This window comes from Gemmatimonadota bacterium, from assembly GCA_016719105.1.
GTDB lineage: Bacteria > Gemmatimonadota > Gemmatimonadetes > Gemmatimonadales > Gemmatimonadaceae > SCN-70-22.
In genome coordinates this window covers 31,835-47,642 of sequence record JADKAQ010000023.1, presented here as the reverse complement: position 1 = coordinate 47,642, position 15,808 = coordinate 31,835, and the positions used below count along the sequence as shown (strand labels likewise).

General features: G+C 68.9%; 11 protein-coding genes. 5 read left to right on the top strand and 6 right to left on the bottom strand.

All coding sequences use genetic code 11. The annotated features are described in order from the left end of the window. Window positions 1-2: 2 nt before the first annotated feature. Window positions 3-1,595, bottom strand: coding sequence for an alkaline phosphatase family protein (locus IPN47_20665; GenBank protein ID MBK9410410.1), 1,593 nt, complete (start codon window positions 1,593-1,595; stop codon window positions 3-5). A gap of 151 nt (window positions 1,596-1,746) precedes the next feature. On the opposite strand from IPN47_20665, the gene IPN47_20660 reads away from it, so the two are divergent. Further along, window positions 1,747-2,391, top strand: a complete 645-nt coding sequence (locus IPN47_20660; protein MBK9410409.1) for a hypothetical protein — start codon at window positions 1,747-1,749, stop codon at window positions 2,389-2,391. A 106-nt stretch (window positions 2,392-2,497) separates the two neighbouring features. Here IPN47_20660 and IPN47_20655 read toward each other — a convergent pair whose 3' ends face one another. The 3 genes from IPN47_20655 to IPN47_20645 all read right to left on the bottom strand — a co-directional run bounded on the left by IPN47_20655 (window position 2,498) and on the right by IPN47_20645 (window position 5,570). Beyond that, the gene (locus IPN47_20655) at window positions 2,498-3,685 is read right to left on the bottom strand and encodes an acetylornithine transaminase (protein MBK9410408.1); all 1,188 of its coding nucleotides are present in this window, start codon (window positions 3,683-3,685) and stop codon (window positions 2,498-2,500) included. 125 nt (window positions 3,686-3,810) lie between these two features. Then, window positions 3,811-4,614 (bottom strand): acetylglutamate kinase, encoded by an 804-nt coding sequence (gene argB, locus IPN47_20650; protein MBK9410407.1) that lies wholly within the window; start codon window positions 4,612-4,614, stop codon window positions 3,811-3,813. Continuing rightward, window positions 4,611-5,570 carry an N-acetyl-gamma-glutamyl-phosphate reductase gene (locus IPN47_20645; protein ID MBK9410406.1) on the bottom strand — a complete coding sequence of 320 codons (960 nt, stop codon included), beginning with the start codon at window positions 5,568-5,570 and terminating at the stop codon, window positions 4,611-4,613. Before IPN47_20645 ends, argB begins: the two co-directional genes overlap by 4 nt. A 208-nt stretch (window positions 5,571-5,778) precedes the next feature. Here IPN47_20645 and argR point away from each other — a divergent pair, with 208 nt between their 5' ends. Further along, window positions 5,779-6,237 carry an arginine repressor gene (gene argR / locus IPN47_20640; protein MBK9410405.1) on the top strand — a complete coding sequence of 153 codons (459 nt, stop codon included), beginning with the start codon at window positions 5,779-5,781 and terminating at the stop codon, window positions 6,235-6,237. 424 nt (window positions 6,238-6,661) lie between these two features. Further along, entirely contained in the window at window positions 6,662-8,023 is a 1,362-nt protein-coding gene (gene argH / locus IPN47_20635) for an argininosuccinate lyase (protein ID MBK9410404.1), read from the top strand. Between the two features lie 95 nt (window positions 8,024-8,118). On the opposite strand, the gene IPN47_20630 is transcribed toward argH, so the two are convergent. Both IPN47_20630 and IPN47_20625 read right to left on the bottom strand, forming a co-directional pair. Next, window positions 8,119-9,708: a PDZ domain-containing protein gene (locus IPN47_20630; GenBank protein ID MBK9410403.1), complete on the bottom strand. Its 1,590-nt coding sequence runs from the start codon at window positions 9,706-9,708 to the stop codon at window positions 8,119-8,121. Between the two features lie 46 nt (window positions 9,709-9,754). After that, window positions 9,755-11,011: a hypothetical protein gene (locus IPN47_20625; GenBank protein ID MBK9410402.1), complete on the bottom strand. Its 1,257-nt coding sequence runs from the start codon at window positions 11,009-11,011 to the stop codon at window positions 9,755-9,757. A 466-nt stretch (window positions 11,012-11,477) separates the two neighbouring features. Between IPN47_20625 and IPN47_20620 the strand changes: the two genes are divergently transcribed. Together IPN47_20620 and IPN47_20615 are read left to right on the top strand one after the other, a co-directional pair. Next, window positions 11,478-12,041: a fasciclin domain-containing protein gene (locus IPN47_20620; protein MBK9410401.1), complete on the top strand. Its 564-nt coding sequence runs from the start codon at window positions 11,478-11,480 to the stop codon at window positions 12,039-12,041. A gap of 317 nt (window positions 12,042-12,358) precedes the next feature. Continuing rightward, complete coding sequence (locus IPN47_20615) at window positions 12,359-15,700, top strand: S8 family serine peptidase (protein ID MBK9410400.1); 3,342 nt, start codon at window positions 12,359-12,361, stop codon at window positions 15,698-15,700. Window positions 15,701-15,808 lie beyond the last annotated feature (108 nt).

Below are 15,808 nucleotides of genomic sequence, written 5' to 3'. Positions count from 1 at the left end.
GCCTAACGAAGCACTCGCGTCAGGACACGCCCATCGAGCACTTCCATGGCGCGTAGCGAGAGGATCGCCGCCAGCGTGGGGGCAATGTCGACGACACGCACCGTGTCCTCGTAGCGTCCGGGCTTCACCCCCGCTCCGGAAAAGAGGACGGGGACGCGGCTGTCGTAGTCGTGCGGCGTGCCGTGACTCGCCTCCTGCACCGCCCCGAGGTACCAGAACGGCTTGAGGGTCACGACGACCGCCACCGGGACGTCGGCAGGAAACATGTGCAACCAGCGACGCGTGATGTCGTCGGCACCGGCTCCGCGCTTCACGAGGTCGGCGTAGACGTCGGCGCGCATCACGCCGGGGGTGCTGGCCACGCGACGGGCAAAGGCACGCGCCACGGAGTCGCGATTCACGCGCGCGCGTGCAAAGTGGACCGGGTCCAGGTAGAGGACACCAGCGTCCCACTGGTAGCCGGCGCTTTCCACCCCGGCCTTGGCGAGCGACTCGTAGAGGGGACGTACGATGGACGCGAGCATCACCCGCCCCGCCGGTGCACTCCGGTACCTGCTGACGAGGGATGCGTCCGGGAAGGGTGCCACGCCGTGGTCGGCCGTGAGCGAGAAGGTGATCGAGGACGAATCGCGCAGCCTGAACAGGGAGTCGAGAAAGGTGCCGAGGTAACGATCGACGCGGAGCAGGTGGTCGTGCAACTCGCGGGAATCGGGGCCGTACTTGTGCCCGACCGCATCGGTGGTGGACAGCGAGACGGCGAGAAAGTCCGTGCGCGAGGAGTCGGCGCCCAACTCACGCACCCGGACGCCCTCCAGCGCCAGCTGCAACGTGATGTCGTCCATCATGGGAAAGTCCTTCAGTGCTTCCCCGAGGGCGCCCGCGTCGTCGGGGACGCGATGCGGGAAGGTGAAGCCCTTTCCATGCGACTCGACGGCCACGGAGTCGGCCTCGGCGTACGACGTGGCGGGGAGGAGCAGCTCCCAGGTCTTCCCCGCATACGATTGCGGCAGGCGACGCGCGTTGAACTGCTGGACCCACGAGGGGAGCGTGTCGGCGTACCAGCGACTGGTGGTGAACATCGCGCTCTTCGGCGCGTACCAGTAGGCCTCCCCTTTCGCCCTGCCTAACGGCAGGATCGCCGCACGATCCTTGCGCGACACGGAGAGCAGTCGCGCCCGCGGATTCGCAAAGCGCATCCAGTCGCCGAGCACCGTGCCACGGAAGCGGTACGGAGAGGCCGGGTCACCGGTCGTACCGATGAGCGGAAACTGGATGTCGAGCACCCCGGCGTCGTTCGCCACGATGCCCGTGCTGCGGGGAAACCGCCCCGACATCATCGTCGAATGCCCGGGCGCGGTCTCGGTGATGCCGTGGTCCTGGAATCCGTTGGGAAAGTACGCGCCACTCTTGAGGAGCCTGGCCAGTCCACCCGTGAACTGCGCGCGGTAGAGGTCGAGGTAGTCCGGGCGCAGCTGGTCCACCGACAGGTGGACCACCAGCCGCGTGCGCGGGAGCGTGGCGCGCGGTTGCGCCGACGCGCCACACGCCGTGAGGACGAGCGGTGCAACCGTGAACGCGAGGAGAGAGCGGCGCATCAACAATCGGGGAGTGAGGATCGACGGGAATCTACACCCGCGCCGTGGTGCGGTCCGGCCGGGGTCCCGTACATTCTGCAACGCGCGACACACCGGCGCGCGTTGAGACTGTATCGAGATCGCCACCTCTTCGGCTCGCACCGCCCGCCCCATGCGTCGTCCATTGCCCTCCGTCGCCGCAGCCGTGCTCGTGCTTGCAGCGCTGCCCACCCGCTCGTGGTCGCAGGCACCCGCGCGCCCGATGGCGGTCGTCGCCTCTGGTGGCGCCGCGATTCCTGCGGGCGCCTTCGGGGATGACCACACCGTCGGCGTGCATGGCGCCGTGTCGCTCCTCATTCGCCTCGCGGGCGAGGGGGTGCGCCTGCGCCCCGAACTGGGCGTCGGTCGCTTCGGCCTCAAGGATGGGGTGGGGACGGTCGTTCCGCTGGCCATGAGTCCGGCGGCGCTGGCGATGTCGCGCACGGCGGGAGCGCGCGTCGTGCCGGGCGATGGAAGCGACGCAGTCGGTGCCTCGACGCTGCTCTCGTTGCTGGCCAACCTGGAGCTCCCGCTGGCGCGCGGGGCGTACCTGGTGGGCGGGGTCGGTGCGACGCGCATCAACACCCTCGCCGCCTCGCGTGACCGCGACGTGAACCAGACGGCCCTCGCCTACAACGGCGGAGCAGGGGTGCGCTTCCGCGTCGGCCGAGTGGAAGCGTTCGTGGAGGCGCGCCTGCATGCGCTCTCCCTCGACGAGGAACGCGTGGCGTTCAGCGGCGTGCGGACCATCCCGCTCGCGATCGGCGTCGTCTTCTAGCCGTGTGGCGTGGAGTGCCAATGCGCCACGAGACGCAGCACGGGGCGCAGCCGTTGTGGCCGCGCCCCGTGGTGTCGCCGAATGCCGCAGGTAGCGGCCGCGTGCGTTAGGCGCTGAGTACCTGCTCGAGCACGGCCAGGCCGCGCCCGAGCTCGTCACGTGTGATGACCAACGGCGGGAGGATGCGGATCGTGTGCTCTCCCGCCGACACCAGGAGGAGTCCCGCTTCGCGCGCGCGACCGATGATCTCGGCCGCCGGATCGACGGCGTCGAAGCCCCACATGAGCCCCGCCCCGCGGATCGCGCGGATCTTCTGTGTGCGGGACGCGATACCGTGCAGCTGGTCGGCGAACCAGGTCCCCGACTCGCGCACATGCGAGAGCATCTGCGGATCGGAGAGGCGATCGAAGACGTGCGACGCCACCGACGCCACGAAGGGCCCCCCCCCGAAGGTCGTCCCGTGGTCGCCGGGCTGCATCGCCGACGCGACGTCCTCGGTCGCGAGGATTGCCCCCATGGGGAGCCCGGCGGCGATCGGCTTGGCCAACGTGAGCAGGTCGGGCGTGACGCCCAGACGTTCGTAGGCGAAGAGGTGACCGGTGCGTCCCAGCCCGCACTGGATCTCGTCGAAGATCAGCGCGATGCGGCGTTCCGTCGTCAGCTGGCGCACCGCGCGTACGAACTCGGGCTCGAGGACGCGCACGCCGCCTTCGCCCTGGATCGGCTCGAGGATCAGCGCGGCCGTCGTCTCGGAACTGAGCGAGATGTCGAGGTCGTCGAGGTCGCGTTCGAGAATCGAGATCCCCCCGGCCAACGGACGGAAGGGCATCCGGTACTGCGGGCGATCCGTGGCGGCGACGCTGGCGAAGAGGCGCCCGTGGAAGGCACCGCGCAACGAGAAGATCTCATGCTTGGCCGGCCCGCCGATGTTGCGCGCCCAGCGTCGCGCGAACTTGAAGGCCCCTTCGTTCGCCTCCGCCCCCGAATTGCAGAAGAAGACGCGGTCGGCGAAGGACGACGCGACCAGCTTGTCCGCCAGCTGCTCACCCGGTGCCGTGCGGAAGAGGTTCGACGTGTGAATCAACCCTTCGGCGGCGCGCTTCATGACCTCCACGAGGGCCACGTCGCCATAGCCCAACGCGTTCACCGCGATCCCGCTGGTGAAGTCGAGGTATCGCTTGCCATCGGCGTCGATGAGATCGACCCCTTCGCCGCGCACGAACTCCATCGGGGCGCGCTTGTATACCGGGAGCAGCGAGTCAGTCACAGGGTGCGAGGCGACGGTGGCGGACATCTGGACCTCAGAGGAGAGGAAGGCGGAAGGGCGGTACGGCGAGGGGCGCAGACGTGGCGTGGGGGGGAGGGTGTCATGGGTGCGCATCGCGCCACCCCGTGCCACACCGGCCTCCCTCGGCCACCCTACCGCGGTCGTCGGACGGCGGTGGCGAGGAGAAGCGTGGTGCCGGCCGAGGGATCGGCGATGGCGGCGAAGTCCCCGATGCGAACGCGGGCGACGCCGCGTTCGAGCGTCAGGCGGGCCGATTCGAGCTTGGGGGTCATGCCCCCCTTGGCCACGCCGCTGGCGATGAGCGCCGTCATCCCCTCGCCGTCCAGCTGTGGAATGCGCTCGCCTGCGGCGTCGAGCACACCGGGGACGTCCGCCACGAGGAGGAGTTCGTCGGCGCCTAACGCGGCGGCGATGGCGGCCGCCGCGTCGTCGCCGTTGACGTTGCACCCGCTACCATCGGCAAAGCGCCCCAGTGGCGAGACGACAGGGGTGTACCCCGCATCGAGGAGTGTAGTGAGGAGCGCCGGATTCACCGCCTGCGGCTCGCCCACTGCCCCCAGGATCCCCTCGCCGAACAGGCGACAGGTGAGGAGCCCACCATCTTCTCCCGAGACGCCGACCGCCTTGACCCCCGCCGCGGCGAAGGCTCCCACGAGGCGCTTGTTCACCGTGCCGGAGAGGACCATGCGCACCAGCATGAGGTCGCCCTCGGTGGTGACGCGACGCCCGTTGTGGAAAGTGGGCTCCAGTCCCATCTGGCGTTGCAGCTGCGTCACCTCGTCGCCGCCACCGTGCACGACGACGACGCGCGCCCCGGCGCTGACGGCGCCGGCGATCGCCGCGGGGAGGGCCGGGTCGCCCTGCGCCCGCCCGCCAATCTTGATGACGCGCGTGGGGGCGGCGCGCGGTGGGGCGGCCTGCGCGGCGGTGGTCACAGCGGGAGCCCCATCCCCTCGGGGAGTCCGAGCGACACGTTGGCGTTCTGCAGCGCCTGCCCCGCGGCCCCCTTCATGAGGTTGTCGATGGCCGAGAGCAGGACGAGCGTCGGGGTGCGAAGCCCCACGGTCTTGCGGACCGTGATGCGCACGACGTTGCGATGCACGACCTCACGCAGCGTCGGGAGCTGGTCGGTGATCTCGATGAAGCGTTCGCCGGCGTAGTGCTCGTGCCAGATGGCGAGCGGTTGGTCGATCTCCTCGTTGAGCTGCACCGTCACCGTGGCCAGGATCCCACGGGCCACGGGCAGGAGATGCGGCGTGAACAGGAGATCCACGTCGCGCTCGTAGCTGTTCACGAGCGCGCGCATCTCCGGGAGATGCCGGTGGTCGTTGCCCACACCGTAGGCGCGATAGTTCTCCGTGACCTCGCCAAAGAGGAGTTCCGGCTTCGGGGAATTCCCCGCTCCGGTCACCCCGCTCGCCGCGTCGACCACGATCGTCGACCCGGTCCTGATGAGACCGCGCTCGAGGAGTGGAACCAGCGAAAGCAGGATCGCCGTGGGATAGCAGCCAGGATTGGCGATCACCTCGGCGCCGCGCAGCTGTTCGCGCGCGACCTCCGTGAGCCCATACGGGACGTGGTGGGCGCCATGTCCCGGGCGGAGGTCGCTCGAGAGGTCGATCGCTCGCACCCCTTCCGCGCGCGCGCGCGCGATCCACGACGCGGACGCACCGTGCGGGAGGGCGCTGAAGACCAGTTCGGCCTGACGGATGGGGGCATCGTCGGGGGCGACGAACGAGACGTCGCGCCCGCCAAGCCATGCGCGTTCGCCGCGCTGCGAGTTCGCAGTCGCGTACACCAGTTCGAGCTGGGGATGGGCATTGATGAGGCTGCAGAGCTCTCGCCCGGCATACCCACTCGCCCCGAAGACACCAACGGGAATTCTATGCACGCATAATGCATACTTACGCACAACGCCGGTGTCAATCTCTCTGCCGAAAACGGGCGGGCGAGTCCGTAGGCGGCGCGGCCGCCTATGGCGCGCACGGATTGGAATCCCGTCTCCCGTCGTCCCGATGACCCGTCTTGTCTCCGGAGGGGTGGTTGGGCGCGGCGGCGCGTGCTAAAGTCTGCCGAGCACTTCTCTTACTACGACTTCCGTGAATAAACGCGATCGTCACGCGGCCATTCGTGAGCTCGTCTCCGCCCAACCCGTGGGGAGCCAGGAGGAGCTGCGGCAGCTCCTGAAGGAGCGCGGGTGGGAGGTGACCCAGTCCACGCTCTCGCGCGACCTGCGCGAAATGCGACTGGTCCGCATTCCCACGGTCGACGGCCCGCGCTACGCATCCCCGGAGTCGTTGGCCGGCGAGGACGAGCGTACGCTCGTGGAGGATGTGCTCCCGCAGTTCTGCGACTCGGTGGACGGCGTCGGAGAGTTGCTGGTCGTGAAGACCATCTACGGCGGTGCGCAGCCCGTGGCAGAGGCGATCGACTCGGCCGGGTGGAGCGAGGTCGTGGGGACGATTGGCGGGGAGAACACCGTGCTCGTGATCTGCCGCTCCCGCGACGCGCGCGAGCGACTACACAAGCGCATTGAGAAGCTGTCGGCCCCCGGCTGACGCGCGTCGTGAGCGAGCCGGCTTTCTGCCAGACGCAACGCATAACGTGGCCTCCTGCACCGTGTGCTGCGCCCGCGGGTCGTGTCGCCTCCGCTCATCGCCACCGTCGGCGGAGCCTGGCCCGATTGACTCCCTTTCTCGCGCTGGTAGATTATGCAGCGCTACTGACTGATTATCCGGTTTTTCGGGGCATACACATGTTGACCATCGCCCTTGCCTACTCTGGCGGGCTCGAAGTTTCGACCAACGCATCGCGCGTACGAGGGGAGCAACGTGATCGCCGGGCAGGGGGTGGCGACGGGCGCTGCCGGCCCGCAATCCTGATCCATCGCGCGTCGTGACCGAGCGAACGAACGACGCCCCGGGCGCGCCGACACCGGCCGGGGACCGCGGGGCCAGCGCTGCAGCTGGCGGAGGGCACCGTTTGTGGGGGGGGCGCTTCAACGCCAAGTCGGCCGCCATCATGGATGCGGTCAACCGCTCCATCGGGGTCGATTTCCGGCTCTGGCCCTTCGACGTGCAGCTCTCCAAGGCGTGGGCCGTGGCGCTCAACCGTGCCGGCGTCCTGACCACAGACGAGAGCGACGCCATCGGCGTGGGGCTCGACCGGGTCGCGGTCCGTCTTGCGGCTGGCGAGCCCCCTGTCGACTCGGACGAGGACATCCACACGATGATCGACCGCCTCCTGCACGAGGAGGCGGGGGCGCCGGCGTCCAAGCTCCATACCGGGCGCTCGCGCAACGACCAGGTCGCCACGGCATCGCGGCTTTGGGCGATGGATGCCTGCCAGCGCCTCGACGCCGCCATTCGTGAGGTGCAACAGGTCTTCCTCACGCAGGCGGAGTCGCTCCAGGAGACGATCCTCCCCGCGTACACGCACATGCAGCGCGCCATCCCGGTCTCGGGAGCACACTGGATGCTCTCGCACTTCTGGCCGCTGGAGCGCGACCGGCAGCGGCTGGCTTCGGCCGCACGCCACACCGCCACCCTGCCGTTAGGCTCGGGGGCGGTTGCGGGCTGCGCCTTCCCGGTGCCGCGCACCTTCCTCAAGGAGGCGTTGGGCTTCGAGGCGGTGTCACCCAACTCCATCGATGCCGTCGCCGACCGCGACTTCGTGGCGGAAATCGTCTTCGTCTGCTCGCTGATCGCCACGCATCTGTCGAAGCTGTCCGAGGACCTGATCCTGTACGGCTCGAGCGAGTTCGCCTTCGTGAAGTTCGGCGATGGCTACAGCACCGGGTCGAGCATGATGCCGCAGAAGCGAAACCCGGATGCGCTGGAGATTGCACGCGGATCGGCCGGGCGCCTGCTGGGCGACCTGGTGTCCGTGCTGGGGACGCTCAAGGGACTACCCAGCGGCTACAACAAGGACCTGCAGGACGACAAGCGGGCCATGTTCGGCGCCGTGGACACCATGCTGCTGGTGCTCCCCGCCGTGGCCGGTGCGGTGAGCGAACTCACGTTCGACGCGGCGCGCATGCGCGCGGCGGTGTCGAGCGGCATGATGGCGACCGACCTGGCCGACTACCTGGTGGAGAAGGGGATCGCCTTCCGCGAGGCACACAAGGCGGTCGGCGCGCTCGTGCGCGAGTCCGAGGCGACGGGGCTCGAACTCCACGCACTGCCGCGTTCCGCCTTTGCGGCGGCCCACGCGGCCTTCGGCGACGACGTCGTCGACGCGCTGTCGCCGGAGCGTTCGCTGCAGCGTCGCGAGGTGGAAGGCGGGACGGGGCCTCGCGCGGTCACGGCGCAGATCGAGCGGGCGCGGCGAGCGTTGGCCGTGTAGTTCGGGACAAGTCGCCCCGGCTCGCCTACGCCGATGAACGGAAACCGGCCACTCCAGTTGGGGTGGCCGGTCGGCGTTTGGGTTGGAGCGGGTGACTACTGCCCCGGCCCACGCAGCTCCGCCGCTCGCGCAAAGCTCTCCCACGCGGCACGCACCTGCGCATCACCTCGGGCCCGCAGCGTGAGGGCACCGCCCTCGCCCCATTTGGCCCCCGCCACCACGCGACGCATCAGCCGCCAGAGCGTGGCGTCGGCGTCGGCCGGGATCTCGATCAGGTGCTTGCTGGCGAGGGCCCGAAAGAGCGCGATTGCCGATGCACTCGGCGTCTCGTCGGCGACGAAGGCGTCGAGCGTCGTGAGGCGCGAACCGTCGCTGGGGAGGTAGCCTGCGAGCCATTCGAGCCAGACGTCCGCTTCGTTGAGCCTGGCCACCCAGACCGGCGCGGCGTCTGGCTGCGGGAGGAGTACGTCGGGATAGATCCCTCCGCCGCCGTACACCACGCGTCCACGGTCGGTCTTGCACGACGGACGTCCGGCGGTATCGCGGGCCTCACCCGCCAGACGGTAGTAGTCGCGCGACGTGATGCTGCGATACGCCCGCTGGATGAGTCGCCCGCACGGGGTGCGCACCTGTCCCACCACGAGCATGATCATCGAGCCGTCGGTGAGCGGGAGCCCCTGCATCAGCAGCGCCTTGCCGAAGGTCGCGCGCCCGACAATGAGTGCCCGGTCGTGGTCCTGCAGGGCGCCAGCCACCAGCTCCGCGGCGCTCGCGGTCCCCTGATCCACCATCACCACGATGGGGTAGCGGCGCTCCGACCTCCAGAACGACCGCTTCACGCGCCCGGTGTCGATCACTTCCTTCTTGCGCCCGCTGGAGGAATAGACGACGGCATCCGTCGGGAGGAACTCACCGGCCACGCGGGCCGCTTGCTGGACGATGCCGCCGCCGTTGTCACGCAGGTCGAGGATCAGGCGCTGCATCCCCTTTCCCTCGAGCCGCCCCAACGCGTCGTGCAGATCGTCGGCCACCGCGGTGTTGGCGAAGGTGGTCACCCGCACGTAGCCGGTGGTGCCGTCGAGCATGATGGCGACGGGCACGGCTGTCGCGTCATCGACATGCTGCCGAATGACTCGCCGCTCCACCCGTGCGCGAGTCCCGTCGGCGCGCATGCGATCGAGCGTGAGCGCGGCCGCGCTCCCCGGCGCGCCGCTCAACGCCAGCTCCAGCTCCTCTGCGCTCTCGGCGGTGACCGGCGTGCCGTTTACGGCCACGAGTTCGTCGCCGATGACCACATCCTGCTGCGCCGCTTTTGTCCCGGGGGCGACGCTCGCGATCACCGGGCTGCCACCCACGAAGGTGAAGGCGATCGGAAGTGGGGTGAGCTTCCCCTTGCGCTGCAATTCTGCCAGCGCCGGGGCCAGGCGTACCGCCGGCATCACGTACGAGTGGGGATCGGCGGCGCGCACCATGCCGCGGATGGCGGCCATGATGAGCACGTGCGTGTCGAGGGAGTCGGGATGGTTGACGCGCAGCTGGTTCAGCACCTGCGAGAAGAGCTGCAGGTCCTCATACGCGGTACGTGGCCGGGTGACGGCGCGCGTGGAGTCCTGCGCACGCGCGACGGGCGCGACCGCGACCATTACCACGACCATGAGTGCGGCGAGGGCTGCGGCAGACGCCACACGGAGGGCGTGTTGCGACGTGCGCCGGACGCGCCATCCCATCTCGCTAGTCCTGCCCCTTGAGGAATGCCTTCACGTCATCGAGTCGCTGCTGTATCTCGGCCCGCTGCGGGTCGCTCTGGCTTGCCCGGGCGAGGTAGGCGTCGTACGCCGCGGCGGCCTTCACGGCGTCGCGCTTGGCTTCCCACACGCGGCCCAGCATCGCGTGCGGCATGGCGTACAGCGGCTCGAGCGTGCTCGCCTTGGTGAGCGCTTCAACGGCGCGGTCGAGTTGTTGCGCGTAGGCCAAGGTGAAGCCCAGGGTGTAGTGCACGTACGGATCGTCGGCGGCGACCTGGGCGGCGACCTCGAGTTCACTGATGGCGGTGGTCGTGTCTCGCTGGCCTAACGCGAGGAGCCCGATGCGCAGGTGCGCCGGGTAGAACGCGAGGTCTTCCTGCAGCGCGCGCCCGTAGGCCTCGCGGGCGCCGGCAATGTCGTCCTTCCCCTCCAGGAGCGTCCCGATGGAATGCTCGAGCATGGCCTTCGAGTTGTAGACCACCACCCGGTCCTTCTCGTCCGAGGCGCGCAACTCCGTGAGCGCCGCCTGCAGCTCGGCAACCGCGCTGTCGACGACGCCGGTCATCCCGAAGATGCGCGCCCGATCAATGCGAATCGACGCCTTCTGCCGGGTGGTTTTGGCCGCGCTGGCATAGAGCGCGAGCGCGTCGGGAAATCGCCCCTCCGAGTACGCCATCCACCCCTGCATCCAATGGCCGGCCCGGTTGAGGTAGTTGGTGATGGCGTAGTCGAGCTCGGACGAGTTCACCTCGCCTGGGCCACCGGCCGCTTGCGTCACCGACTGCTTCAGGGCCGTGCGCAGGATCGTCTGGTCGAAGCGACGATAGAGGAACGGGTTGATGGTGAGGGCGCGCAGCAGGAGCGAGTCGAGCTGGCGCAGCTCCTTCGAGGGGTTGCGGTCGGTCTGTTGCAGCCGGCGGCGCAAGAGGGTGGGGTCGCGCAGGATCAGGGCGGCATAACGCCCGTACAACGGCTCGGCAGCGGCAGGATTGACGCGTGCCGCCCAGTAGAACGCATCGGCGGCCTTGGCTGGATCGCGCTCGATGACCTGCATGCCGACGCGATACAGCGCGAGCGCATCATTGCTGTCGGGGACGATCGCCTCCCGCTTGAGCTTGGGCTCCGCTCCCATCCGCTGCGCATGGGCGTCGCGCACCAGGACAGATGTGGCCACCACCAGTGCCACCACGACAACTACCGCCAGCCGCACCATGGTCGCCGTCACCACGGCCGCGCGACGCACGACCTGCCGCTCGCATTCCATCATCCTTTCACCCCCCGTCCCCACGGTTTGCGTTCGGCTCCCAGCGCTCGTCGCCCGCGAACACAAGCTATCCGGAGCGGGAAGGGGCGCCACTCGGGAGACGTTGCACCGCGCGGTGGACGTTATCCGGTGGGCTCAAGCGAGCCCGAGCGACAGGCGACGCGCCGGCGGCGTGATCACGGTCACGGCGTCGATCGCGTGCATCGCGTGCATCGCGTGCATCGCGAGGGAACCGCGTGCTCGGTGGTACCGGACGCATCATGCAACGTCGTCGCGCCAACGTCGCCCACCATCGCGCGGGGGATTCACCCGGCCTGCCTCGTGGCAAACCGACGACACGCGCACCGGTCGCTCCCTGACTTCCTGCGCGCGTCGCAGAGCACATGCATGCGCCCACATAAAGCTGTACGACTTCTGCGGCATTCCTGCTCACAGGCTCGGTCTTATGCGCCCCCGCTCCCTCCTGTCGCTCCTTCTCGTCGCGACTCTCCCGCTCGCGTGCGCCTCGGGTTCCGACGACGGCGCCGTTCCGGCGCCGGCAACGCCGGACGCTTCCCCCTCCGTCGGTCAGGCCAATGTCGAGGACAACGAATCCCAGAAGGACGTGGTCAAGATCGCCGTCGGATCGCCGGACCACACCACGCTCGTCGCGGCGCTCAAGGCAGCCGACTTGGTGAACGCGCTCGCCAACGCCGGTCCGTTCACCGTCTTCGCCCCGACCAACGCCGCGTTCGACAAACTCCCCAAGGGGACGGTCGATGACCTGCTGAAGCCAGAGAACGTCGACAAGCTGCGCGGGATCCTGCAGCACCACGTGACGACGTCGGTGTGGGACGCGGCAGACCTCACCGACGGCATGTCACTCAGCATGGCCGATGGCGGCTCGGTGACCATCAAGAAGACGGGAACCGACATCACGATTGACGGCGCCAAGATTGTCGGCTCGGTACGCGGCTCCAACGGGATGGTGCACGTCGTGGATGGGGTGATCGTGCCGGCAGCCAAATAGCGACCAGGCACAGGAGCGCCCAGTGTCGGGCGAGGGGCGCCGGTCGCGCAGCAGATGCGGTCGTGGTCAGCGGCTTCTCCCGCACGCCGCGAGCACTGGGCGAGGATGCGGGAGCGTGGTGTGGGCAGACGGGTGCCCGTGATCGTCGTGGGCACGTCCCCGCACCGATCTCGTACGAGCCGCGGCGGCGCGCCGGATGGGTGAGTCGACCCCGTGAGGTATCAGACCGCTGCCTAACGCTGTCGCGCGACTCAGCGCCTCTCGACAGGGCGTGCCCCGCCCCCGAGATTCGCGCACTCCCAGGACCCAGGTGACCTATGCGTGCCTCGCCGCTCTGCCTCCTTCCGGCCCTCCTGCTGGGCGCGTCGGCGCTCACGGCGCAGCAGCGCGGCGACCCACCGCGGCGCCCCTTCCTGTTCAAGGATGCGCGCGGCGAGATCGCGGCGGCGCGCGCCCGTGGCGACTCCAGCGTCACCCTGGTCGTGGCGTCGATGCCCGGCGCCAACGCCAAGGCTGCCGCACTCGTCGCTGGGCTGGGCGGGACGGTGCGCTATCGCGACGACGACGTGGACTACCTGCGCGTGCATGTGCGGGTGGACAGCGTCGAGCGTCTCGTGCGCGATCCACTCGTGCATAGCGTCGATGTCTCGATCTCGCGCCTGGGACGCGCCTTCGGCCTGGCCGACGCGACACCGGCGCAGGCGCGAAACGAGTCGTCGCCATCCACGCTCCCATTCGTCCCCCCATATGGGAGGCCATGGACGGCGCTCGACACGACGAAGAAGCGCTGGCCCCCGACGCTCCCCGAGACGCCGCTCACCGATCGCTACGACCCGCTGAGTGACATGGGAGCGCTGGACTGGCGTCGGGCCAACCCGACGTTCGACGGCCGCGGGACGACGATCGCCATCATCGATCAGAGCCTCGACGCCCTGCTCCCCGAGCTTCAGCTGGCCACGACGCTCGACGGCAAGCCAACGCGCAAGATCATTGGCTACCGGAATGCGGTCGACATCGACGACGAGGAGGATGGACAGTGGCTGCGCATGAAGGACTCGGTCGTGGCGTCATCCATTGGCGCGTTTACCTACAAAGACTCTGCCTTCACGGCGCCGGCGTCCGGGACCTATCGCATCGCCATCGTGGATGAGGCGGTCTTCGACTCGCTCAATCGGGCCGGGATCGACAAGGACCTGAACCGCGACGGTAACCCCAAGGGATCGAGCCGTCTGTTTGCCGTGCTGTGGAACGAGGCAAGCAACGACGTCTGGCTCGACACCGACCAGGACCGGGACTTTCGCGACGAGAAGGCCTTCACCGACTACGCCACGCGCCCCGAGTTCGGGGTGCTCGGACGAGACAACCCAGCGACGCCGATTCGCGAGAGCGTGAGCTACGCGGTGCAGATCGATCGCGGACGCAAGCTTGTGTCGCTCAACTTCGGCGTGGCGAGCCACGCCTCGCTGGTGGTGGGCGCGGCGGTGGCGAGTCGCGGAACCAGCGGACGATTCGACGGCGTGGCGCCCGGGGCGCAGCTCGTGAACGTCGCCGAAGGCGGGTCCGCATACGGGCAAACGGAGGCAGTGATCATCGCGGTCAAGCATCCCGACGTCGACGTCGTCTTCCTCGAACAGAGCTCGCTCATCGCCCGTAACTACCTGCTCTTCGATGGTCGCCTGGTCCCGACAGTCATCTATGGGCGGCTCATTGCGAAGTACAAGAAGCCCATTGTGATCCCGACGCACAACTACGCGATGCTAGGCGCCATCGACGACTACGCGTTGGCGCCCGGGGCGATCTCGGTGGGGGCACACGAGAGCAAGGCCAACTTCATGGCCAACCACGGCGTGCGGGTGCAGAACGATGACAACCTCCTCATCACCGGCGGGTACGGGCCGATGGGGAACGGTGCGGCGAAGCCGGACATCATCGCCCCCTCCAACTACGTGAGCACGGGGCGCGGCTTCATCGAAGGAACCGCGATCCCCGGGCTGATGCAGCTCCCCCCGGGCTACAACATTGCCGGCGGCACCTCGACCGCGACGCCAACGACGGCCGGTGCGGTGGCGCTCCTCATCAGCGCGGCCAAGCAGCGCGGCGTCGCCTACGACGCATATCGCCTGCGGCAGGCGCTGATCACGTCCGGGCGGTGGATCGCGCATCTGCCCTCCTACAAGCAGGGGAACGGCGTGGTGAACATCGCCGGGGCGTGGGAAGCGTTGCTGGCGATGGACACGTCGCGCAGCGCGATCGCGATCACCTCGCGTGCCCCCGTTCGTCACGCGACGAGCCACTTGCTGGCCGAGCCACACATGGGGGTGGGGATCTTCGAGCGCGAGGGATGGGCGGCAGGCGACACGGGGACGCGCACGATCACCCTCACCCGGACCGGCGGACCGCGCGCACCGCTCTCGTTCACGTTAGGCTGGCTCGGGAATGACGGCGCAACGTTCTCGTCGGCGTCGACCATCACGCTCCCGCTGAACCGCCCGGTCGACATGCCGGTGCGCATTGCCCCTGCCACGCCCGGCGTGCATTCAGCAATCCTCACGCTCGACTACGTCGGGGCACCGGGGGTGGAGTTTCGCACGCAGGCCACTGTCGTCGCCGCGCACGTGCTGGCGAGCGACAGCGGCTACACGGTGCAGCAGAAGGTGGAGATCCCGCGACCAGGAATGACGCACCTCTACTATCGCGTCCCCGCCGGCATCTCGGCGCTGCGCGTGGAGGTGAACGCACCCAAGCGACGCCCCAGCGTGGCCATTACGCGTCCCGACACGCGCAACATCACCGGGATCGGACAAGGCCCGGCGGCGGCGCCCGCACCAGGCAACATGACGTACTGGGTGAGCGAGCCGGCGGCGGGAGTTTGGGAGGTGCGCTTGCAGGACGTGGAAGACACACGCACGTTCGATTGGCAGCAGGCCAAGGTCGATTCCGCCGTCCCGCCCACCGCCGTGACGGTCACGGTCTCGGCGTTAGGCGCCGAGGCGATCGCGACCGCGTTGCGCGGCAACGGTAGCAGCGATGGCAACAACGGTGGCAGCAGCGCCGTCGATGTCTCGATGACCAACAGCTTTGCTCCCTTCCCGGGGGGCGCGGTGGGGCTCCCAATGGGGGGCGCGCGCCGCGATCGCGGCAACCTCACCTCACGCGAGCAGCGTGTGTACGACATCGATGTGCCCGCCGGCACCACGCTGCTCACCGCGCGTGTTCGAGCGGCCAATGATGGTGACCTTGATCTGTATCTCTTCGACTGCACGGGGAAGGAGTGCGTCGCTGCTCGTGCCGATGGCGACGCATCGGGCGACGAGTCTGTTCGGGTGTTGGCACCGGCGGCCGGGAAGTGGAAGGCGGTGGTGGACCACACCGGGCTTCCCTCGGGGGCCGTGGCCTTCGACTATCAGGATGTACTGTTCAACCCGGCCTTCGGATACGTGGCGGTCACCGACCAGCCGTCCGAGCGTGCGAAGGGAGGACCGTGGAGTGCGCGGGCGAATGCGTGGCAGGCCGCGCTCCCAGCCGGACGTAGCGCGTATCCGGCCGTCGCGATTCAGGTGCAGCCCAAGGGAGGCGACGCGTTCCTGCTGACGGTGCGCGAATTGGGCGGGGAGCGCGAGCGCGCGACGCCGGACGGGCGTGGGAAGGTGAGGCGATAGGGCTGGCGCACCTCGCGCTTCAACCGCACTCAACGTGAACGTGCCACTGCCGCGTACCTCACCAGGCTCGACGACATCGCGTCGCGCGGCGTCCACCTCATCCTCACT